Origin of the sequence: Deinococcus metallilatus, from assembly GCF_004758605.1 — a bacterium.
Classification (GTDB): Bacteria; Deinococcota; Deinococci; order Deinococcales; family Deinococcaceae; genus Deinococcus; species Deinococcus metallilatus.
This window is the reverse complement of sequence record NZ_CP038512.1, coordinates 1,200,001-1,221,600: the sequence shown is the minus strand read 5'-3', so window position 1 is coordinate 1,221,600 and position 21,600 is coordinate 1,200,001. Positions and strand designations below refer to the sequence as shown.

Sequence of the window (21,600 nt, the reverse complement as noted above, 5' to 3'; positions counted from 1 at the left end):
ACTATACTCGCGGTCATGCCGGTCTATGAATACCGCGTCCGGGACCGTTCCGGAAAGGTCCTGAAGTCCCAGATGGAGGCGGAGACCGCTGGCCAGGTCCGCGACGCCCTGCGCGCCAAAAACCTGCTGATCGTCGAGATCAAGCCTCCCAAGACTGGTCTGAACGCCGACGTGAAGATTCCTGGCCTGAGCGACCGCCCCCCCGGTCTGAAGCAGGTGGCGGTCTTCAGCAAACAGCTCGCCACGCTGATCAACGCGGGCGTGCCGCTGGTGCAGTCGCTGGCGATCCTGCAACGCCAACTGGAGAACAAGACTTTCCAGAACATCGTCAAGAGCATCCGCAGCGACGTGGAGAGCGGCACGCCGCTGAGCGAAGCGCTGGTCAAGCACCCCAAGGTCTTCAACCGGCTGTACATCAACCTGGTCCGGGCGGGCGAGACGAGTGGCACGCTCGACAGCATTCTGGAACGCATCGCCGCCTTTCAGGAAAAGGAACTCAGCCTGCGCGGCAAGATCAAGAGCGCGCTGACCTACCCGGTGGTGGTGCTGGTCTTCGCCATCGGGATCACGTACTTCCTGCTGACCACCATCGTGCCGCAGTTCGCCGGGATTCTGACGCAACTGAACGCGCCGCTGCCCCTGATCACCCGCCTCCTGATGGCCGTTTCGGATTTCCTGAAGCATTCCGGGCTGCTGATCTTCGTCTTCATCGCCGCGCTGGTCTTCGCCTACCGCTGGTACTACAAGACGCCGAAGGGGCGGCACGTGATCGACGATGTCAAACTGCGGCTGCCGGTGTTCGGGAATCTGCTTCAGAAAAGCGCGATCAGCTCGTTCGCGCGCACCTTCGGCCTGCTGATCAGCAGCGGCGTGAACATCATCGAAAGCCTGGAGATCACCAAGGGCACGGCGGGCAACGCCATTGTCGAAGACACCATCGAGAACGCCAAGAACGTGGTGATGGTCGGTGACCCGATGAGTGCGAGCCTCGCGACCAGCAAGGTCTTCCCGCCGATGGTGGTCAGCATGGTCGCCATCGGTGAGGAAACCGGCTCGCTCGACACCATGCTCGGCAAGGTCGGGGACTTCTACGACCGCGAGGTGGACGAGGCCGTCGCCAGTCTGACGGCCGCCATCGAGCCGCTGATGATCGTGTTCCTGGGCGGCATTGTGGGGACCATCGTGGCGGGCATGTTTTTGCCGATGTTCAGCATCATCGGGCAGCTCAGCAAGTAAACAAATGAATTTGGAAATGCCGCTCTTAAGCCCTGAATGTCAGCACCATCAGAAGTCCTCCCCCAGTGGGAGGCTTTTTCGCTTCTGAGGGCGTGTTTTAGAGTCTTTGTCGTAAAGATGACGTTGTTTTTGACCCTCTCCCCTGGTGAGACTTGCAAAGCTGCGAAGCAGAGAAGGCCTTGCGAAGCAAGGGGGGAGGGAGTCTTTTTTTGACCAATGCTCTAATGACCGGCTCAGCTTAACAACCCCGCTGACTTGGTCGGGACGAAATGACAGCACCCCTGCGGACAGGCTCGTTGAATCCGGCATCCATAGAGCAGCACGCCCGTCCCCGTGAGGAAAGGCGTGCTGCTGAGCGGAGCCGCGTGGCCCGCCTCCTCTACCCCTTGACGCTCCCGGCCAGCAGGCCGCGCACGAAGTAGCGGCCCAGCAGGATGTACACCAGCAGGGTCGGCAGCGCCGCGAGAATGGCGCCTGCCATGGGCAGGTTCCAGCTCACCGCCTGCCCGCCCGCGAGTTGCGAGAGCGCGTAGGTGACCGGCTGCGAAGAGGTGTTCGTGAGGGTCGCCGCGAACAGGAACTCGTTCCAGACCTGCGTGAATTCCCAGATCACCACGACCACGAAGGCGGGCACGCTCAGCGGCAGGATCACCTGGCGGTAGATGCTCCAGAAACCGGCCCCGTCGATGGTGGCGGCCTCGACCAGCGCGTCGGGCACCTCGGCGTAGTAGTTGCGGAAGATCAGGGTGGTGATCGGCAGGCCGTAGACGACGTGCGCCAGGATCAGGCCCCAGATGCTCCCGTATAGCCCCAGCGACTTCACGAACTGGAACAGCGGAATCAGCACCGCCTGGTACGGGATGAACATGCCGAACAGCATCAGCGCGAAGAGCGTATTCGCGCCCCGGAACTGCCACTTGGAGAGCGCGTAACCGTTCAGCGACCCCAGCAGCGCCGCCAGGATGGTGGACACCACCGCCAGGAACAGGCTGTTGCCGACATTCCCGCCGATCTTGCCCCACGCCTGCACGAAACTGTCCCAGTTCAGCAGGCGCGGCCACTGCCAGGTGGTCGCCAGGTTGATCGCGTCCGGCGTCTTGAGGGCGGTGGCGATCAGCAGGTAGATCGGCAGCAGGAAAAACAGCGCGGCGATCACCAGCAGGACATACAGGCCGACCCGGCCCAGCCCGGCCCGCCGAGGCACCGGCGCAGGCTGGACGGCCGAGGTAGGAACGGTGGTGGTCATGCGTGCCCCTCCTCGCTCCGGAACGCGCTCGCCAGGTAGGGCACGATCACGAACGCCACCAGGATCAGCAGAATCGTGCCGATGGCCGCTCCCAGCGCAAACTGGTTCTGGCGGAAGCTGGTGAGGTACATGTTCAGGGCGGGCACGCTGGTGTAGGTGTTGTCCGGCCCCGCCATCGCATACACCAGGTCGAAAATCTTGAGGCTGATGTGCCCGAGGATGATCATCGCGCTGAGGGTGATGGGCGCGAGCAGCGGAAAGATCACGAAGCGGTACATCCCCACGTCGCTCGCGCCATCCACCCGCGCCGCCTCACGCAGTTCCTCGGGGATGCCGCGCAGCCCGGCGAGGTAGAGCGCCATAGTGTAGCCGCTCATCTGCCACACGGCGGCGATGATGATGCCGATCAGGGCCAGGTTGAAGCCGTGTAATTCGGGTGCCGGGAGCAGCTTCACGTTCGGACCGACGAAGAGCGCCCAGCCCAGCAGCAGCGCGGCGCACAGCCCGGCGACGATGGTCCGGGTGCGGTCCCCGGTGCGGGCCGCGCGCACCGCCAGCCATACCAGCACCAGCCCGACGACGGCGGCGGTCAGCAGCGGCAGCTTGTTCCAGTCGAACTTCCAGATCGAGTCGGTGCTGCTCAGCCAGCCGAAGGTTCCGGACGGCAGGCCCAGCACGGTCGGGAACTGGTTGACGCCCCCCTGCGGTTGCAGCATCCAGCGCCAGATCGTGCCCGTCACGATGAAGCTGAGGCTCATCGGGAACAGGAAGATGGTCCGCCACAGCCCCTCGCCCCTGGGGTTGCGGTCGAGGATCAGCGCCAGCCCCAGGCCCAGCCCCAGGCACCCCAGGATGAAAAACAGCGTGAAGAAGATGGTGTTGACCAATTCCTGCCGGAAGCGCAGTTGCAGGAAGCCGGTGAACAGGTCGTGGTAGTTGGCGAGGCCCACCCAGCGGATGATGGGGTTGGTGGCCAACGCCTGCGCGGGGTCGTTGCCCCAGTCGGTCAGGCTGACGTACACCGTGCGCCCGATGAACCCGTACACGAACAGGGCGAGCAGCACCACGCTGGGCAGCAGCACCAGGATGGACCACAGGCGGTCACGCGAGAGGCCTTTCAGATGGGGTCACCTCCTTTCGGGGAAGCAGCGCGCGGTGCGCGGGACGCAGAAAAATCGCCGCGTCCTGCGTCCCGCGCACCGCGTCCCGGCTCTTACTTGCCGATGCCCGCGCGGTCCGCGAGCTGCTGCGCGGCGGCGGCGGCGCCCTGCGCGTTCTTGCTGGCGACGAACTGATCGATGATTGCGCCGAAGGCACTGGTGAAGCTCTCGGGCGCGACCGCGCCGTGAACCATGCTGCCCACGATCTTGTTGGTCTTCCAGTCGGCGGCGGCGCTCTTGCTGTAGGTGCCGTACTTGCTGAGGTCGCTGTCGGTGCGCGCGGCGATGCTGCCCTTGAGGGGGTTGAAGGTGTCCTGACCCTGCTTGCTGCCCACCAGCTTCAGCCAGTTGATCGCCTCGGTGCGGTCCTTGGCGCCCTTGGGCAGCCCGAAGGAGTCGGCCAGCATCACGAAGGTGCCGCGCGTGTCGGGGGTGGGGGCCCAGCCGAACCCGGTGTTGGGTGCGAGTTTCTTGGTGGTCGTGAAGTACCCGGCCGCCCAGTCGCCCATGATGTTGAAGGCGCTGGTGCCGTCCGCGATGCGGTCAGACGCCTGCTGCCAGCTCAGGCCGCTGGCGTCCTTGTTGGCGCAGTCCATCACCTTGCCGAAGTTGGTAAAGCCCTGGACCACCCGGGGATCGGTGAACTTGAGCTTCCCGGCCCACAGGTCCCGCCAGCCCTGCGGCCCCAGGGTCCCGATCATCACGTTTTCCCAGAGGTGCTGCTGCGTCCAGTTCTCCCCGACGACCAGCGGCGCGGCGACGCCCTTGGCCTTGAGCTTGGCGCAGGTGCCCAGGAATTCGGCCCAGGTCTTGGGCGGCGTGACGCCCCAGGCCTTGAGTTTGGCGGGGTTGTACCACATCACGTTGCTGCGGTGGACGTTGACGGGCACGCTCCAGATGCCGCCCTTGGCGGAGATCAGATCGATCACGTCCTGGGGCAGCACCTTGTTCCAGCCCTCGGCCTTGAACAGGCTGCTGAGGTCCTCCATGCGGTTCGCCACCACCCAGGTGCCGATCAGTTCCTGCCCGGCGTGGACCTGGAAGGAGTCGGGGGGCGTGCCGCCCAGCATGCGGGTCTTCAGGACGGCCTTGGCGTTGGTGCCCGCGCCGCCCGCCACCGTGGCGTCGATCACGTCCACGCCGGGGTACTTCTGCTTGTACAGCTTGATCAGCGCGTCCTTGGCGGGCGCCTCGTCCCCCGACCACCAGGAGAAGATTTCCAGCTTGCCCGCCGCGGCGGCGGTGGACGTGACGGCGAGGGCGGCGGCGATCAGAAGTGCCTTCTTGATCTGAATACGGTTCATGAGGTTCCTCCGAGGGAAAAGGGAAAGGCGGGAGCAGCAGGCGAGGCGGGCGGCGGAACGTGGGGGGGTCCCCGGCCCGCCGCGACCCGGTACAGGTGCCGCAGCCCGGTGGGCGTAAAGAGATGGTCGAGGAGCATCGCCCCCGCGCCCAGCACCGCCGCGTCGGCTCCGAGCGTGCTGAGGTCGATGAGGGCCCGGTCGGCGTTGATCCGCATGGTGCGGCTGAGCGCACTCTCGCGGACGGCGTGCAGGAACACCTCGCCCGCCTGCGCGAGCCGCCCGCCGATCACGACCGCGCTGGGGTTGAAGAGGTTCAGCGCGGTGCTGATCGCCAGGCCCAGATGGTGCCCGGCCTCGGCCCAGACCGCCCGCGCCAGCGGGTCCGTGTTCGCCTGGGCGATCAGGTCCGCGAGGGTGAGGGAATCGGGCAGCGCGGTGGGGATTCCGGCGGCGCGGCGGGCGGCGGCCGTCTCCACCAGCACCTGCGCCGCCGCGTAGCTCTCCAGGCTGCCGGGGTTGCCGCTGCGGCCCACCGGCCCCTGCTCGTTGATGCTGATGTGCCCGATCTCGCCCGCGCCGCCCCGCACGCCCCGGTGCAGCCGCCCGCCCAGCAGCACGCCCGCCCCGATCCCGGTCGCGGCCTTCACGTAGATCAGGTCGAGCGCCCCCCGGTGCGCGCCAAAGCGAGTCTCGGCCAGCGCCCCCAGATTCGCGTCGTTGTCCACGCGGGTGGGCAGGCCCAGCGCCTTCTCCAGCCCCGCCATCACGTTCTCCCCGTCCCAGCCGGGCATGTTGGGCGGCTGCACGACGCGGCCCGTCGCATGGTCCACCGGCCCGGGCACCCCCGCCCCGACGCCCGCCACCTGCGCCCGGCTCACGCCCGCCTCCGTCAGCACGGCCTGCGTGAGGTCCGCCAGCAAGGCATAGGTCGCGGCCGGTCCACGCGGGATCTCGTGCGGCACCGTCCGGGTCGCCCGCGTGACGCAGCGCAGGTCCATCAGGTCCACCCGGGCGTGGCTGGCCCCCAGGTCCACGGCGAGCAGGTGGGCGGCCCGGGCATTCAGGGCCAGCAGGGTAGCCCGGCGGCCCACCGTGCCTCCTCCCCCACTCGCGCGCCCGGCGGTGCCCTGTCCGGCCGCGCGCTGCCCCGCCTCGTGGATCAGCCCGGCGTCCATCAGCTCGGTCACGATGGAACTGATGGCGCTGCGCGACAGCCCCAGTTCCCGCGCCAGGTCCACCCGCGCCCGGTCCCCCTGCCACAGCCTGCCGAGCAGCAGCAGCGTATTCCGGGCGCGGATCGCGGCCAGATCGAGCGTGTCAGGCAGGGGCGTGGAATACGTCACCGGGACTCCAGGCAGCAGACGGGCGAAGGGCAGCCCGCCGGAGCGGACAGAACGCTTGTTGATGGCTTCATAGTGCGGTTCGCCAATTTTGTTTGTCAAATGAACAAATTAACTGATTCAGGTCTGCTGCCTCCTCGCCTCACGGCAGAGGCCGGAAGGTTTCCCCTCCGGCCCCACGAAACGTGACCCTTCAGCCCCGCGTGGCTGGCTGGCTGCCGGGTTCTTCCTCAGCCGCCGCCCGCCCCTGACCTTCGGGGCGCAGCAGCGGGAATAGCAGCACGTCGCGGATGGAGTCGCTGCCGGTCAGCAGCATGGCGAGGCGGTCCATCCCCATGCCCATCCCGGCGGCGGGAGGCATGCCGTATTCCAGGGCCAGCAGGAAGTCCTCGTCCTGCTCGTGGGCTTCCTCGTCTCCGGCCTCGCGCCGGGCGGTCTGGGCCTCGAAGCGGGCGCGCTGGTCGAGGGCGTCGTTCAGCTCGCTGTAGATGGGCGCCAGCTCGAAGCCCGCCACAAACAGGTCCGCGCGCTCGCTGAGGCCGGGACGGCTGCGGTGCGCCTTGACCAGCGGGCTGATCGCCAGCGGCACATCGGTCACGAAGGTGGGGTTGATCAGCGTGTGTTCGACGTACTCCCCGAACAGCTTGTCCAGCAGCTTGTAGTCGGGCACCTTGCGGAGTTCGGGGTGGCGTTCGTCGGCCCAGGCGCGAAGCCGGGCGAGGTCGGTGGGGTCGAAGTCCAGGCCCGCCGCTTCCTTCAGGGCTGTCACGAAGTCCAGCCGCTTGAAGGGCAGACTGAAGTCCACCTCCTTCCCCTGGTAGGTCAGGCGCGGTTCGCCCTTCAGCTCGGTCACCAGGCCGTGCAGCATCTCCTCGACCAGCCGCATCATGTCGGTGTAGTCGCCGTAGGCGAAATAGGCCTCCAGCATCGTGAACTCGGGGTTGTGGGTGCGGTCGATGCCCTCGTTGCGGTAGTTGCGCCCGATCTCGTACACGCGCTCGAAGCCGCCGACCAGCAGCCGCTTGAGGTACAGTTCCAGGCTGATCCGCAGTGAAAACTCGTGCGAGAGCGCCTTATGGAAGGTCTTGAAGGGCGTGGCCTCGGTGCCGCCCGGCACGACTTGCAGCGTCGGTCCCTCCACCTCCATGAAGTCGCGCGCGTCCAGAAAGGTGCGGATGTAGCGGATGGCGCGGGCGCGGGTGCGGAAGGCCTCGCGGCGTTCCGGGCTGGTCATCAGGTCGAGGTACCGGCGGCGGGCGCGCAACTCCTCGTCCTGAAGGCCGTGGAACTTGCTGGGCAGGGGGTGCAGGCTCTTGACGAGCGGCTGCCACGACTTCACGCGCAGGGTGAGCTGCCCGGTCCGCGTGACGAAGGGAAAGCCGGTGACGCCGATGAGGTCGCCCAGGTCGATCTTTTTCGTCGCGTCGAAGTGCTCGGTGTCCTGCTTGGAGAAGTGGAGCTGAATCCGCCCGTCCTCGTCCTGCAAGTCCATAAAGGCCGATTTGCCCTGGTGACGGTTGTTCGTGATCCGCCCCGCCAGGGCGTACGTTTCCTCCGGCCACTCCTGCCCCGGCTCGGCGTCCGGGTGCGCGGCCAGCACGTCGCGGGCATGGTGCGTCTGGGGATAACGGTAGGGATGCGTTTCAAACCCCGCCTCGCGCAGCGCGTCCTGGTTGTTCAGGCGGCTGACGGTCTGCTCGTGCAGACCCGCGCGGCGGGGGTCGGGGGTGGGAACCTCGGACATGAGGGGAAGTATAGGGGGAGGCGGCCGCTTTCCATGTGCCTGAGCCCCCCTATCCGTTCGGAACGGTGCCTGGTGGGGGTGGGGGATTAATGTATCCGGGGGGAATGTTCCAGCAGGACACGAGCAGGGCGCTCAGTACGAGGCCAAGCGCCAGAGAGCTTCTCCTGCGCCACATGGCGGAACTGTACTCCTGAAAGCTCAGGACTGACACGAAACTCTAGTTTGGAATATCGAGGGCGTTGAGAAAACGTGGTGCTGGGAAGCTCTGCCGGTTCACCCCCTCTCCTGCGGAGCTTTACAAGTCCCAGCCTCCCCCCTCAAGGGGGAGGAGAAAAAACAGCGTCCTACACGCTTTCCTCTTCGCGTCAGTCCTGAGCTGCCTGCCCTCAAAAGTCGGAGAGCAGAGGGCCGATTTCCTTTGCCCGCTGCCCTCTGTCGGGGTCCAGGCCTTCAGTACTCGATGCTCACGACCCGGTACTTGACCTGCTTGCCGTTTTCCAGGTTCACGACGAAGGTTTCGCCCTGCTTGCGGCCCATCAGTTCCTTGCCGACCGGGCTTTCCTCGCTGATGCGCGGCAGCGTGCCGCTGAGGACAGTCGCCTCGGGGGCGCTGACGACCTGCACGCGCATGTCCTTTTTGGTGGTTTCGTTGGTCAGGGTCACCACCGCGCCGAGTTCCACCCGGCCCGCGTTCTCGTGGTCCTCGATGATGCTGGCGCGGGCGAGGGTGTCCTCCAGTTCCTCGATGCGCGCCTCGATGGTCAGCTTCTCGCGCTTGGCGTCTTCCAGGCCGATGTCCTCGTTGTCGGCGCTGGTTTCCATCTGTTCCTGAAGGATGCGGGTCGCTTCGGCCAACCGCGCCTGCTCCTGGTTGAGGGTGCGTTGCAGGCGCTCGAAGCCTTCGCGCGTGAGTTTCACTTGCCGGGTCGCCTGTACCACTTCTGACCTCCGCTGCTGGGGCGTGGGGACGGGATGCATGGGGATGAAAGGGACGGATTTCTGAGAATCGGTGCGCATTCTGCCACAGTCGCGTTTAGGGGGCAACGGAAGTTGAGCCTCCGGTAAAGGTGAACCCGCCACCCGGCCGGACGGCGGCGCGAGGAGCGGGTTCCGCTGCAAGAACGGACGGGCGCAGGCTTATACCAAATTGTGTTGATTCGCGAGAATCAACCGAGCGGACTTGCAAAGCTGCGCAGCAGAGCGAGCAGCAAAAAGTACCGGCTGGCGGCGATGGAAGAACATCCGGCGCTTTCCCGGATGTTCTGGAATCAGAGCCAGTCGGTATTACACCTTCACTTGGGCAGGAACACCAGGCTGAGGAGCCACTTGTTGTCCTTGCCGTCGCGGGACCACTGGTAGCCGACGCTGGCCCCGACCAGGCTGGGCAGGGCGTTCGCGCGGAACAGCACGTCGTTGCGGAGGTAGGTGTACTGGTTCGTCCAGTCGCGGGTCAGGCGGCTGCGCAGCGCCCCCACCGTGAAGGCGGGCGGCGTGCTGCTGACCGGCAGGCGGTAGGTCACGCTGGCGTTGGATTCCTCGTAGCGGGTGAAATTCAGGTCGGGAATGGCGACCTTGCCCACCACGAACCGCTCGAGGTGCGAGGCGTCCACCGTCAGGCCGGGGGCCAGCGCGGTGCTGGCACTGACCGACACGTCCAGGCTGCCCTGCGCCTCCTTCTGCATGGGGAAGGTATAGAGGCGGACGGTGCTGCCGAAGCCCGCGTTCACCTTGCCGAAGGTCTTGCCGTAGCCGCCCCCCACTTCCGTCTGCGTGTAGGGCGCGACCACGTCGCCCTGGAAGGCCACGCCCACGTTGTTCAGCACCCGCACGCGGTCCTGAAGCGTGGTGAAGGCGTAGCCGCCCGTGAAGCGCGAGTAGTAGCCACTGCCCTGAAGCCTGCCGCTGTACTGGGTGCCTTTCCAGGGGTCGTGCGTGATCTCCAGCCGGGGAATCCCTACAGAGGCATTCATGCCGTTGTCGAAGACGCCCGCCGCGAAGGTCGTGTCGTTGATCCGGCTGGTCAGGCCATACTCCCAGTACTGGGGGTGCTTGACCAGCACGAAGCGGATGTCCTGCTCGAAGGGCAGCGGAAAGTAACGCACCCCGAAACTCACGCCCCCGTCCAGGCCAGCGACCACCTCGGTGCCCCCGAACCGCGAGATGTAGTTGGCGGGCAGGTGCAGCGCGGGAGCGGCTGGGGTCTGGGCAGCGGCGACGGCGGGCGCGGTGAGCGTCAGGGCGGCAGCGCCCGTGGTGATGAATCTGGCAAGTCGTTTCGACACCCAGGTATCCTGAACGCCCGCCGGGCCTTTTTGATGAATGTGCTCTGGACAAGTTGATGACGCGGCCGTCAGGTTGTGAAAAATTATAAGGTTTAGGTCCTGACGTTCACGATGGTGACGCCGTGGCCGCCCTGATTGGCCTCGGCGTCGTGGAAGGATTCGACGCGCTTGTCGGTCTTGAGGTAGTCGCGCAGCAGCCGCCGCAGCACGCCCTGGCCCTTGCCGTGGACCACCCGCAGCGGCGTTTCCTTCAGGGCGTGGGCCTCGGTGATCGCGGTCCGCAGTTCCTCGACGGCCTCCTCGGCCCCCAGACCGCGCAGTTGCAGTTCGTTCTGGAAGGTGGTGGGACTCGTGCCCGTGAAAGCGGGGCGCGCGGCCTTGACCTGGGGCTCGGGCTTCAGGCGCACGTCGCGGCGCTTCACGCCGACCTTCATCACGCCGAGCTGCACCACCAGATCGTCGCCGCGCATCTCCAGCACCTGCCCGGTCGCGCTGTAGGCGGGCACGTCCACCCGGCTGCCGACGCGGATGGGGTCGCCGCGCTCCTCACGCGAGGGGGGTGGGGCGGGGCGGGCCTTCTGCGCGGCGGTCCGCAGCTCGCGCAGTTCCTGCATCACGCGCGGGCGGGCGCTGTCCTCCTGGGCGCGGGCACGCAGCGAACGCACCCGCTCGATGGCGTCGGCGTAGAGGCTCTCGGCCTTCTGGGCGGCTTCCGCCAGCATTTCATTGCGGCGGGCCTCCAGCGTCTCGCGTTCCTGGCGGGCGCGGGCCAGTTCGGCTTCCGCGTCGCGCCGGGCGGTGGTGGCCGTGTCCAGTTGGGTCGCCAGATCGGCGCGTTCGCGTTCCAGGCCCTCCAGCATCCGTTCCATCAAGCCCGCGTCGGGGCCGAGGAGCTGCTCGGCACGCGCCAGCACATTCTCCGGCAGGCCCATCCGCCGGGCAATCGCCAGCGCGTAGGAGCGGCCCGGCTGCCCGACTTGCAGGTGGTAGGTGGGCGAGAGGGTCGCGAGGTCGAAACTCATGCTGGCGTTTTTCAGGCCCGGCGTCTCCAGCGCGAACAGCTTGAGGGGCGAGAGGTGGCTGGTGACGATGCCGCGCGCGTCCTGCGCCAGCAGCGATTCGATCAGCGCCTGCGCCAGCGCGGCCCCCTCCTCGGGGTCGGTGCCGCTGCCCAGCTCGTCGATCAGGACCAGGGTGTCGGGCGCGGCGTGGCGCAGCACGAAGCGCAGGTGCTTGAGGTGGCTGGCAAAGGTCGACAGGCTCGCCTCGATGCTCTGCTCGTCCCCGATGTCCACCAGCACGTCGCGGACCACGGGCAGCCGGGCGCTGGCGGCGGCCACGTACATCCCGCACTGGTGCATCAGCACGGCGAGGCCCAGCGTCTTGAGGGTGGCCGTCTTGCCGCCCATGTTCGGCCCGGTGATCAGCAGCAGCTTGGTCCCGCCCAGCTCGATGTCGTTGGGGACGGGATTCTCGATCAGGGGGTGGCGGGCTTCGCGCAGGTCGTAGGTGCCGTCCGTGACCTGTTGGGGCCGGTTGAGCCGCCAGTCGCGCGCTAGGCGGGCCTTCGCGGCGATCAGGTCCAGTTCACCGATGGTGGCGAGCGTCATCGGCAGGTCCGCGTCGGCGGCCAGCAGGCCCGACAGCTCGGTGAGGATGCGCCGGACTTCGGCCTCCTCGTCCAGGATCAGGCGGGTGAGTTCGTTGTTGAGCTGGGTGACGGCCGCGGGTTCCACAAAGTACGTCTGCCCGGTGGCCGAGGCATCCACGATGATGCCCTGCACCTGCCCCACCCGGCTGGCCTGCACCGGCAGCACGTAGCGGTCACGGCGGATGGTGACGATATGTTCCTGAAGCACGTCGGCCCAGCGGTCCAGGGTGGCGGCCAGCTTCTCGCGGATGCGGCCCCGCAGCGGCTCGATGCGCCTGCGCAGGTCGCGCAGCTTGTGGCTGGCGTCGTCGCGCACGCCGCCGTCACGGTCGAGTGAACTCAGCACCCGCCGCACCAGTTCGCTGTGGTCGCCCAGGCTCAGGGCCACCTCGCGCAGCGGCCCGCGTGAATTGGCGTTGATGGCCCGCTTCACCGTCATCGCGCCGTCGAGCGAGTAGGCGGCGTTCAGCAGTTCTTGCCCCGACAGCACCCGGCCCTCCCCCGCCCGCGCGTACAGGTCGCGGATGTCCTGAATGCCGCCCAGCGAGAGGCTCACGCCGAAGAGGGCGTCTTCGACCTCGTCCAGCTCGCGCACGATCCGGCCCGCGTCTTCGGAGGGCAGCAGCGCGCGTGCCCGCTCCACCCCCAGCGACGTGGCGCTGCGCTCCGCGAGCGCGTCACGAATGCGGGGGAAATCCAGGGCGGTCAGGGCACGGGCAGCAAACGGCATGTCAGCAAGGAGGATAACAACGCGCCCGCCGGAGAAACGTGCGCCGGTTGGCTTAGGAAAGGTTGGGGGATGGGGGCGGATTCCCGGCCGCAGCACGCCGCCCGGCCCGCCTACACCCCGCTGCGGTACAGGATCGCCAGCGGGACGAGTTCGAGCGTGATCTCCTGCAACATGCGGTGCTGCTTGAACTTCTCCAGCGTGATGGGGTAGGTGATGTCCACGATCTCGCGGAGGCCGAGCGCGAAGCCCAGTTGCTCGGCGGCGGAAAAGGCGCTGACCGCGTTCAGGCTCGCCAGGAACAGTTGGAGCAGATCGTCCCACCAACCTTCCGCGCCGCTGGCCAGCCCTTGCAGGGTCCCCAGCGCCTCCCGCCCTTTGGTCAGAAGTTGCCCACCCACGTCCAGCAGGCCGGTGCCGGGCGGCTCGCGGCCGATGGCGCGATAGAGGGCGTCCACCTGCGCCTCGTGCCTGCGGGCCGTCTCCACGACCTCCTCCAGCCGGTGGCGCAGGTGCGGCTCGTGCATCTGCGCCAGCACGTCCTCCGCGAGCTGCCGGTAGGCACTCTGGGCGGCGCGCACCTGCCCGAACCAGCGCGCGCTGCGGTCGAGGAACTCTTCCCAGGTCGCCTCATCAAGTTCGACGGCGAGCGGCTGTGGGAGGTCGGGGGCGGTCAGGCCGTTCTCCTGAGTCATGGGCCGCCTCCTACTGGCGGGTGACGCGCCACAGCACGCCGGTGTGCGCGTAGGCGACGACGTTGCGCTTGTTGGCGGCATTCACGCCGAAGTCGAGGACGTACAGGCTCCGGCCGTCCGGGCTGAAGGCGCAGTCCACCGGACGCTCCAGCCCCCCCTGGCCGGGGTGGGCGGAGGCGGGGCCGGGCACGCGGTTGCGCATGAAGTTCTCGGCCTCGCCGGTCTGCGGGTCAATGGCGACGACATTGAAGCCGTTGTTCTGCTGGTCGGGACGCATCGAGTTCAGCGGCCAGTAGGTGCCGAACTGGCACAGGAACAGCCTTCCCCGGCGGCCGAAGGCGTCGTGGGGGCAGTAGGCGATCTTGCCGTTGCCGGTGTGGGGTTCGTTGAGATAGACCGCCGGACCCGCCCAGGGCGGCGGATTCTCGATCAAAGGTTGCGGGAGCGGGCCGCGCAGGGGCCGGTGCTTCTCGTCCCACACCGGCAGGCCGTCCCCGGCGATGTCGGGGAAGCCGAACCACTCGGGCGTCTCCACTGAGCCGTGCGGCACCCTCGCGTTCTTGACGCGCCACACCTTGCCGGGGTCCTGTCCAACGGGGCGCGGGTCCTTTTCCTCCATGCAGAGGTCCACCACGTACAGTTCGCCGTCCTCGTCGAAGGTCATGCCCCAGGGGTTGCGGATGCCCCAGGCGAGCAGTTCCGGTTCGCTGCCGTCGGGCCGGGAACGCCAGACCGCCGCGTTGCACCACAGTTCGCCCTGGATCACCTCGCCCTTCTCGGCGCGCGTGCCGTAGGGCTTGTACGGCCCCGTCTCGGTCAGGAAGGGGTACGGGGCGGTGGGGTCGCGGCTCCAGTCGTTCGCGCCCGTCAGGGTGATGTCCTGCCCCGGGATGTCGTGGGCCAGGGGGTGCTTGGCGACATCCACCGTGAAGTCAGCCGGGCCGGTGATGCCCTGGATAGTGACCGAACCCTGCCCGAAGTACATCAGGCCGTCCGGACCGAAGACGGGACCGCCGGGTTCGTGCCACCCGCCGTTGGGCAGGCAGTCGAGGATCACCGTGCGTTCGCGGGTCGCCAGGTCGTAGCGCACGATGCGCGAGAAGTAGCCCCCCTTGGCGCTGGCGTAGAGGGCACCGTCCCGGAAGGCGAAGCCGCGCGGTCCCGCCAGGTCCTCGGTGGCGAAGACCTCCAGCCGCCCGGAAGGATCGAGCGTCAGGATGCGTGGCGGCATCCCGGGGCGGGTGGGCCAGGTGCTGCCGCCCTCCGCGATAAAGAGGGTGCCGTCGGGCGCGAATTCCAGGGTCGTGGGCAGTGAGAGGCCCACCACCAGCGCCTCGACCGTATACCCCTCGGGCACCCGGATGTCAGCGGCGTCCACGGTGGGCCGGACGGTGGTGGGCAGGTGGCGCAGACGTTCGCGAGACGTGGGCGCGGCGCTGAAAACGGAACTGGCCAGGGTCATGACGCCTCCTGAGTGGGCGCGGACGGGCTGGGCGGACAGCACAGGACGTGCGGTGAGCAGGGTCACCGGGACCAAAAATCATGATAGGCAGGCCTGGGTCACCCCTAGGTTTGCCTGGCCTCACGCGACGTTTACGTTCATAGCGCCGCGCTTCCCCTTCGCCATGCCTCTCCCCTGCTACCCTGCCTCCCGTGACCGTCCGCGCGCCCCTCCTCCCCCCCACCGAGAAGCCGCGCGTGCTGGTGGAACACCCCGACTTCTACGTGGTCCACAAGCCCGCGCTGTGGCTCACGCATCCGGTGCGGGCACGGGTGGACGTGCCGGATGTGCTGACCTTCATGCAGGCGGAGACGGGCGAAAAGGACCTCGCGCCACCGCACCGGCTGGACCGTGAGACGAGCGGCACGCAACTGCTCTCGCGCGATCCTGACGCCGCCCGGCGTTTTTTCACGCTGTTCAAGACGCATCTGGTCGGCAAGACGTACCTCGCCGTCGTGCATGGATCGCCCGACTGGGAGCGCTCCACGCTGGACGCGCCGCTGGGGAACCTGGGGCTGGGCGGGGCCAACAAGGTCGTGATCCGGCAGGCGGTGGTGCCGGACGGGCGGCCCGCCATCACCGACTTCCGGGTGGTGGAACGGCGGGCAGGCTTCACGCTGATCGAGGCTTACCCGCGTTCCGGGCGCCTGCACCAGATTCGCGCGCACCTCTCGCACCTGGGCCTGCCGATGGTGGGCGACAAAATTTATGGGCGCGATTCGCAGGCCTTTCTGGACTTCATGCAGACCGGCCAGACGCCGGAACTCACCGCGCGGCTGCTGCTGCCCCGGCAGGCCCTCCACGCCGCGCGGATCGCCTTTCCCTGGGCAGGGGCGCAGTTTGCGGCAGAGGCGCCGCTCGCAGCGGATTTGCGGGCGTTCTGGGAGGGCGTGCAGGAAGCTGGGTAGCTGGGGGCTGTTCACCCCTCTGCCCAGACATCTGCCCTCTTGTCTTCCCCCCAATCCCGAGTAGACTGATCGGCATTGGGGGACGAGATGGACGAGCGAACCTTGAATGAACTGAAGCCGGGCGAGGCGGCCCACGTGGTGACGCTGGACCCCCGGCATCCGCTGCGGCGGCGGCTGCTGGAACTGGGCTTCGTGCGGGGGGCGCGGGTCAGCGTGGTGCGCCGCGCGCCGCTGGGGGACCCGGTGGAGGTGCGCGTGAACGGGACTGATCTGGCCCTGCGCGCCGCCGACCTGCGCGGTATCTGGGTGCGGGCATGACCGTACTGCCGCCCCCGCCCGGCGTGCTGGTGCCGGACGAGGCCGCCTGCGCCGCGACCGTGGAAAAACTGCGGGCGGCCCGCGAGCCGCGCGTGGTGGTCGTCGGCAATCCCAACGTGGGCAAGACGACGCTGATCAACGCGGTGGCGGGCACCCGGCTGAAGGTCGGCAACTGGTCGGGCGTGACCATCGAGAAGCGCGAAGCCCGCCTCACGCACGCGGGCCGCCCGGTCTATCTGCTCGACCTCCCCGGCGCGTACTCGCTCAGCCCCCACACCCCCGAGGAACTGATTACCCGCACGGCGATGCTGGACGAGGCGCCGGATGCGGTCATCAATGTGCTGGACGCGGGGAACCTGGAACGCAACCTCTACCTCACGTTGCAACTGCTGGATTTCCGGGTGCCGCTGGCGGTCGCGCTGAATCTGGTGGACGAGGCGCGCGACAAGGGCCTGACGGTGGACGCGGCGGCGCTCTCAAGGGCGCTGGGCGTGCCGGTGGTGGAAACGGTGGCGAGCCGGGGGGAGGGCACCGGGAAGCTGCTGGATAAGGCACTCTCCAAGGCGACGCTGGGCGTGAGCGTGCGCTACCCGGAAGCCATCGAGGCCGCCGTGACCGACCTGACGGCGCGGATGGCGGAGCTGCCCACCCTGCCACCCCACGCGCACCGTTACCTCGCGCTGGCGCTGCTGGAAGGCGATCCCAGCGTGCGCGGACGGCTGGCCGCGACTGGCCACACGCCCCTGCTGGACGCGGCGGACGCCCACCTGGCGGCGCTGGATACCGAGGGCGTGGACGCGCTGATCGAGATCGCCGAGGCCCGCTATGCCCGTGCAGGTGACCTGGCACGGGTGGCGGTCCCGCAGGCGGAAGCGCGGCGGACCCTCAGCGAGCGGCTGGACCGGCTGGCGCTGCACCCGCTGCTGGGGATTCCGCTGTTCCTGGCGCTGGTGCTGCTGGTGTTCCGCCTGACCTTCAGCGTGGCCTCGCCCTTCGTGGACCTGATTGGCGGGCCGCTGCAAGACACGGTGAGCGGGTGGGCCGCCGCCGCGCTGGCGTGGTTCCCGCTGGCCCGCGATCTGGTGGTCGGCGCCATCATTCCCGGCGTCGGCACGGTGCTGAGCTTCCTGCCGACCCTGCTGGTGCTGTACCTCGCCATGAGCTTTCTGGAAGACAGCGGCTACATGGCGCGCGCCGCCTTCCTGATGGACCGGGCCATGCGCGGCATCGGGCTGGACGGGCGGGCCTTTATCCCACTGATCCTGGGGTTCGGGTGTAACGTCCCCGCCGTGTACGCGACCCGCACGCTGGAACGCCGCAGCGACCGCGTCCTGGTCAGCATGATCCTGCCCTTCATGAGCTGCTCGGCGCGGTTGCCGGTGTACGTGGTCTTTGCCGCCGCGCTGTTCCCACGGTACGGAAGCTGGATCGTATGGGCGCTGTACGTGCTGGGCATGGCCGTGGCCTTCGCCTTCGCGCTGCTGCTGCGCCGCACGTCCCTGCCCGCCGAGGGAGGCGGGGTGCTGCTGGAACTCCCGCCCTACCGTTTCCCCGCCTGGAAGGTGCTGTGGAAGCACGCCTGGCGGCGGACCGCGAGCTTTGCCAAACGGGCGCGGACGACTGTGCTGGCGACCGTCGCGGTGGTGTGGCTGCTGCTGGCGCTTCCGGCAGTCGCGGGCGGCAAGTTCGCCACCGTGCCGCCGCAGGACAGCCTCTTCGGGCGGGTCAGTCAGGCCGTCTCACCGGTCTTCGCGCCGCTGGGCTTCGGCAACTGGCAGGCGACCGGGGCGCTGGTGCCGGGCTTTATCGCCAAGGAGGTCGTGGTCGGGACGCTGGGACAGATTTACCTGGGAGAACAGGCGGCCCATCCGGCACCGCTGGGATTGCTGGCGGGTGCGGGACAGGCCGTCACTGCGACCTGGGACGCGATCAAGGCCAGCGTGTCCGCCATCCCGACCGTGCTGGCGCTGCCCAGCCTGGGCGCCGACACCAGCGCCGACGCCAAAACGCCGCTGGCCGCCGCGCTCGCCAGAGCCTTCACGCCCGCCAGCGCCCTGGCCTATCTGGTGTTCGTGCTGCTGTATACGCCGTGCATCGCCACGGTGGGCGCGCTCGCGCAGGAACACGGGCGGCGGGTGGCCTGGGTGACGGTGGCGTATCAGTTGGCGACCGCCTGGATAGCCGCCTTCCTCGTGTACCAGATCGCGGTGAGGCTGCTGTGACCGCTCCGCTGGCCGCCATTCTGAACGCGGTGGCGGGCGAGCCACGCACCCCCGCCGAACTGGCCCGCACGCTGGGGAGCAGCGAGGCGGCGCTCTCGGGGATGCTGCGCACCTTGCAGGCCAGCGGCTACGTGCAGGAGGCCGCGCCGCAGACGGACGGCTGCGCCTGCGGTCCCTGCGCCCTGAAAAGCATGTGCCGCAACGTGAACGGCGAGGCCGCGCCGCTGCATCTGCTGAGGCTGACAGCCCGGGGCGAGGCGTACCTGAAGCGGGGGCGCTGAACAGAGACAGCGGGGGCAGAATCACAAGACAGCAGGGATGCGACTGGGTGAGGGGTCCCTTTCTCACACCACGATCCGCCGGAACGCCCCGTCCTCGCCCGCGGCGGGCAACTGGCCGTACATCAGTTCCTGCTCCACCACGCGGGCGATATCCTCCCCGAGTTGCAGAGCGTCGCGCTCCTCGCTCTCCAGCGGCTCGGCCACCACGTCGAAGCCGCGCAGGGTGTTCACGTCCTGCGTGCGGACCTCGACGCGCAGGATTCCACCCTCCATCCGGGGCGTGACCGTCACCCCCTCGGGGTGGTCGTAGGTGAAGGCGGCGCGGAAGGCGGTCAGGGCGTCTTGCAGGTTCAGGCGTGCCGTCATGGGGGCAGTCTGAGTGTGTGGCCCCACCCGAACTGCTGTTCTCCCCACAGGCCGGGCAGGGCGTGAAGGGCGGGTAAAAGAGGAGCTTATACTCGCCGCACATGACGACCCTCTCCTCTGCGGCCCCGCGTGTCAGCCCGTGGGTCCTGTCTGCCTTCTGGTTCGGCACGGCCTTTCACTGGCTGCTGCTGCTGCTGATCCTGATGCCCCACGACGTCGTGCGCTTCGTGGGTGAGGGGCAAAAGGGAACGTATCTGGGGGTGCTGACGGCGGTGGGCGCGGTGATGGCGCTGGTGCTCCCGCCCCTGATCGGCGCACGCAGCGACCGCAGCGGGCGGCGGCTGCCCTACATCCGCCTGGGCGTGGGGGTGAATCTGGTCGGCCTGGCCGTGATGGCCCTCGCCGCCTCGGCGCTGGCGGGGATGGGCGGCTTCTGGGTATACGTGCTGGGGTTCCTGCTGGTGCAGTTCGGGAACAACTACGCGACGGCGCCCTACAGCGCCTTGATTCCTCAACTCGTGCCGCCGGAACAGCGCGGACGCTACAGCGGCGTGATGGGGCTGCTCCAGGCGGTCGGGCAACTGCTGGGGGCACTGACGGCCTTCGCGGTCGGGCTGCTGAAGCTGCCGGTGCTGGTGTCGTTCGCGCTGATCGCCCTGGTGCTGCTGGTTCCGGCGCTGATCACCCTGCGCGGGGTGCGGGAAGAAGGGGGAGCGGCGGTGCAGGCGCCCCGCGGCCCCACCCTCACGTGGCAGCAACTGTTCGCGTATCAGCCCTTCCTGTGGGTGTTCGTGACGCGCGTGCTGTTTGCGCTGGGGCAGTACAGCGTGCAGCCTTTCCTCCAGTACTACAACGCCGACGTGCTCAAGCAACGGGACGCGACGACCAGCACCAGCATCATGCTGCTCTGCATCATCGTGGGCAGCATCGTCTCGGCACTGATCGGCGGACGGATCAGCGACCGGGTGGGCCGCAAACCCGTCATTTACGTGGCGGGCACGGCGATGGCGCTGGCGGCGCTGCTGCTGCTGGTCGCGCCGAGTTATCCGGTCGCGCTCGCGCTGGCGGTGTTCTTCGGGCTGGGCTTCGGCGCCTTTACCAGCGTGGACTGGGCGCTGGGCAGCGACGCGATGCCGAGCGCGAGCAGCTATGCCCGCGACATGGGCATCTGGCACGTGGCCTTTGTGGCGCCGCAGCTCTCCAGTGCCCCGCAGGGCGCGCTGCTGGACTGGGGGAACGCACAGGGGGGCAACCTGGGCTACACGCTGGTCTTCGGGATCGCGGCGCTGTTCTTCCTGCTCGGCGTGATCCTGGTCCGGAACGTGCCGGAGGTGGTCGGAAGGCGTCCCCTCACGCAACCTGACGGGAACCTTTAGACGGTGCCCGCGCTGCCAGAAGGTGCGGCGCGGGCCATGTGATGCTCGCGGTATGAATCAGAACAATGAGCAACCCACCCGCGAGGAAGCGATCAAGACACTCTCACATCTGATCAAGGACGTGAAGTTCGCCATGCTGACGGTCACGACGGACCAGGGGCACCTCAAGGCGCACCCGATGACCACCCAGCAGACCGAGTTCGACGGGGACGTGTGGTTCATCGGCGGCAAGGACACCGAGCAGGTGCAGTGCATGCGTGCCCGCCCCCAGGTCAACGTCAGTTACGCCGACCCCGGCAAGAACAACTACGTGAGCGTGAGCGGGACCGCGCAGCTCGTCGAGGACCGCGCCAAGCTGGAAGAACTCTGGAGCGACTTCTACAAGGCCTACTTCCCCCAGGGCATCGACGACCCCAGCATCCAGCTCATCAAGATCAGCGCCCAGGGAGCCGAATACTGGGAGGGCAGCGGAAAGATGAAGGCCCTGTTCCAGATGGCGCGCGCGGCGGTGACCGGCAAGCCCGCGACCGACATGGGCAACAACGACACGATCAACCTCTGAACCTCCCCGGTCCGCCGGAGCGTGAAACGAGCCTTTCACGCTCCGGCTTCCTCTGGAACGTCCAGCCCAGGCGGACCGGGGGCCGGAAGCCGGGCGTATCCTCGGGCCTATGACGGCCGCGCCCCCTCCCACCCCCACCCAGGCGAGGCAGGCCCTGGCCGGGGTCGTGCTGACCGTGTGCCTGTGGGGCGGGAACGTGGTGCTGCTCAAGGCGCTGCTGCTGTGGGGCCACCTCAACGCGGAGACGATCAACCTGGGCCGCTTCCTGGTGGCCGGGGCCGTGCTGGTCGGGCTGAGCGTCCGGGCGAACGGCTGGCCCCGCTGGGACGCGCGGACCTGGGGACAGGTGGCGCTGGTGGGCCTGCTGGGCAACACGCTGTTCCAGACGTTCTTTCTGCGGGCCATTGGGGCCAACCCGGCGGGCGTAGCGGGCCTGATCAACGGCATCGTGCCCGTGCTGGTCGTGCCGCTGGGGCTGCTGCTGGGGCAGCGGGCCTCGGGGCGGCAGATCGGCGGGGTGGCGCTGGCCTTCGCGGGCCTGCTGGTTCTGCTGGCGGTGACGCTGCACCCCGGAACGGCCGTCACGCCCGGGGGCTTCGCCTGGGTCCTGGCGGCGGCGGGCACCTGGGCGCTGTACACCCTCTGGAACCGACCTCTCACCGAGCGGCTGGGCGCGGTCCC

19 protein-coding genes (1 of these 19 only partly in view) are annotated in these 21,600 nt (G+C 68.2%); 8 read left to right on the top strand and 11 right to left on the bottom strand.

What is annotated here, in order from left to right:
- The first annotated feature begins 15 nt into the window (after positions 1-15).
- Complete coding sequence (pilC, locus tag E5F05_RS11890) at positions 16-1,236, top strand: type IV pilus assembly protein PilC (RefSeq protein ID WP_129118842.1); 1,221 nt, start codon at positions 16-18, stop codon at positions 1,234-1,236.
- Positions 1,237-1,615: 379 nt separating this feature from the next.
- Here pilC and E5F05_RS11885 read toward each other — a convergent pair whose 3' ends face one another.
- The 10 genes from E5F05_RS11885 to E5F05_RS11840 form a co-directional block, all read right to left on the bottom strand.
- Complete coding sequence (locus E5F05_RS11885) at positions 1,616-2,482, bottom strand: carbohydrate ABC transporter permease (RefSeq protein ID WP_129118841.1); 867 nt, start codon at positions 2,480-2,482, stop codon at positions 1,616-1,618.
- Entirely contained in the window at positions 2,479-3,564 is a 1,086-nt protein-coding gene (locus E5F05_RS11880; RefSeq protein WP_241687143.1) for a carbohydrate ABC transporter permease, read from the bottom strand. Before E5F05_RS11880 ends, E5F05_RS11885 begins: the two co-directional genes overlap by 4 nt.
- A gap of 131 nt (positions 3,565-3,695) precedes the next feature.
- On the bottom strand, positions 3,696-4,946 hold the full coding sequence (locus E5F05_RS11875; RefSeq protein ID WP_164973450.1) for an ABC transporter substrate-binding protein: 1,251 nt from the start codon (positions 4,944-4,946) through the stop codon (positions 3,696-3,698).
- Positions 4,943-6,388: an ROK family transcriptional regulator gene (locus tag E5F05_RS11870; RefSeq protein ID WP_346654724.1), complete on the bottom strand. Its 1,446-nt coding sequence runs from the start codon at positions 6,386-6,388 to the stop codon at positions 4,943-4,945. The genes E5F05_RS11875 and E5F05_RS11870 overlap by 4 nt, the downstream gene beginning before the upstream one ends.
- Positions 6,389-6,479: 91 nt before the next feature.
- Positions 6,480-8,030: a lysine--tRNA ligase gene (gene lysS / locus E5F05_RS11865; protein ID WP_129118839.1), complete on the bottom strand. Its 1,551-nt coding sequence runs from the start codon at positions 8,028-8,030 to the stop codon at positions 6,480-6,482.
- Positions 8,031-8,480: 450 nt separating this feature from the next.
- Positions 8,481-8,969 carry a GreA/GreB family elongation factor gene (locus E5F05_RS11860; RefSeq protein ID WP_129118838.1) on the bottom strand — a complete coding sequence of 163 codons (489 nt, stop codon included), beginning with the start codon at positions 8,967-8,969 and terminating at the stop codon, positions 8,481-8,483.
- 353 nt (positions 8,970-9,322) lie between these two features.
- Positions 9,323-10,312, bottom strand: coding sequence for a hypothetical protein (locus E5F05_RS11855; RefSeq protein ID WP_241687142.1), 990 nt, complete (start codon positions 10,310-10,312; stop codon positions 9,323-9,325).
- A 92-nt stretch (positions 10,313-10,404) separates the two neighbouring features.
- Complete coding sequence (locus tag E5F05_RS11850; protein ID WP_171029517.1) at positions 10,405-12,693, bottom strand: endonuclease MutS2; 2,289 nt, start codon at positions 12,691-12,693, stop codon at positions 10,405-10,407.
- Positions 12,694-12,803: 110 nt separating this feature from the next.
- Positions 12,804-13,385, bottom strand: coding sequence for a hypothetical protein (locus E5F05_RS11845; RefSeq protein ID WP_129118837.1), 582 nt, complete (start codon positions 13,383-13,385; stop codon positions 12,804-12,806).
- A gap of 10 nt (positions 13,386-13,395) precedes the next feature.
- Positions 13,396-14,847 carry a PQQ-dependent sugar dehydrogenase gene (locus E5F05_RS11840; protein ID WP_129118836.1) on the bottom strand — a complete coding sequence of 484 codons (1,452 nt, stop codon included), beginning with the start codon at positions 14,845-14,847 and terminating at the stop codon, positions 13,396-13,398.
- 191 nt (positions 14,848-15,038) lie between these two features.
- Here E5F05_RS11840 and E5F05_RS11835 point away from each other — a divergent pair, with 191 nt between their 5' ends.
- The 4 genes from E5F05_RS11835 to E5F05_RS11820 all read left to right on the top strand — a co-directional run bounded on the left by E5F05_RS11835 (position 15,039) and on the right by E5F05_RS11820 (position 18,615).
- Positions 15,039-15,794 carry an RluA family pseudouridine synthase gene (locus E5F05_RS11835; RefSeq protein WP_164973449.1) on the top strand — a complete coding sequence of 252 codons (756 nt, stop codon included), beginning with the start codon at positions 15,039-15,041 and terminating at the stop codon, positions 15,792-15,794.
- An 87-nt stretch (positions 15,795-15,881) separates the two neighbouring features.
- The gene (locus tag E5F05_RS11830) at positions 15,882-16,112 is read left to right on the top strand and encodes a FeoA family protein (RefSeq protein ID WP_129118834.1); all 231 of its coding nucleotides are present in this window, start codon (positions 15,882-15,884) and stop codon (positions 16,110-16,112) included.
- Complete coding sequence (feoB, locus tag E5F05_RS11825) at positions 16,109-18,334, top strand: ferrous iron transport protein B (protein WP_129118833.1); 2,226 nt, start codon at positions 16,109-16,111, stop codon at positions 18,332-18,334. The genes E5F05_RS11830 and feoB overlap by 4 nt, the downstream gene beginning before the upstream one ends.
- Entirely contained in the window at positions 18,331-18,615 is a 285-nt protein-coding gene (locus E5F05_RS11820; protein ID WP_129118832.1) for a MarR family transcriptional regulator, read from the top strand. The genes feoB and E5F05_RS11820 overlap by 4 nt, the downstream gene beginning before the upstream one ends.
- 63 nt (positions 18,616-18,678) lie before the next feature.
- On the opposite strand, the gene E5F05_RS11815 is transcribed toward E5F05_RS11820, so the two are convergent.
- A complete protein-coding gene (locus tag E5F05_RS11815) occupies positions 18,679-18,981 on the bottom strand; it encodes a hypothetical protein (protein ID WP_129118831.1) in 303 nt (100 codons plus the stop codon).
- Positions 18,982-19,082: 101 nt separating this feature from the next.
- Here E5F05_RS11815 and E5F05_RS11810 point away from each other — a divergent pair, with 101 nt between their 5' ends.
- The 3 genes from E5F05_RS11810 to E5F05_RS11800 all read left to right on the top strand — a co-directional run.
- Positions 19,083-20,357: an MFS transporter gene (locus E5F05_RS11810; protein WP_129118830.1), complete on the top strand. Its 1,275-nt coding sequence runs from the start codon at positions 19,083-19,085 to the stop codon at positions 20,355-20,357.
- A 52-nt stretch (positions 20,358-20,409) separates the two neighbouring features.
- Positions 20,410-20,919, top strand: coding sequence for a pyridoxamine 5'-phosphate oxidase family protein (locus E5F05_RS11805; RefSeq protein WP_129118829.1), 510 nt, complete (start codon positions 20,410-20,412; stop codon positions 20,917-20,919).
- Between the two features lie 109 nt (positions 20,920-21,028).
- A protein-coding gene (locus tag E5F05_RS11800) for a DMT family transporter (RefSeq protein ID WP_221274250.1) crosses the window boundary here: on the top strand, positions 21,029-21,600 show its 5' portion. Its footprint extends 367 nt past the window's final position; 572 of the gene's 939 nt are visible here — the first part of the coding sequence; its start codon is at positions 21,029-21,031; its stop codon lies beyond the right edge, outside the window.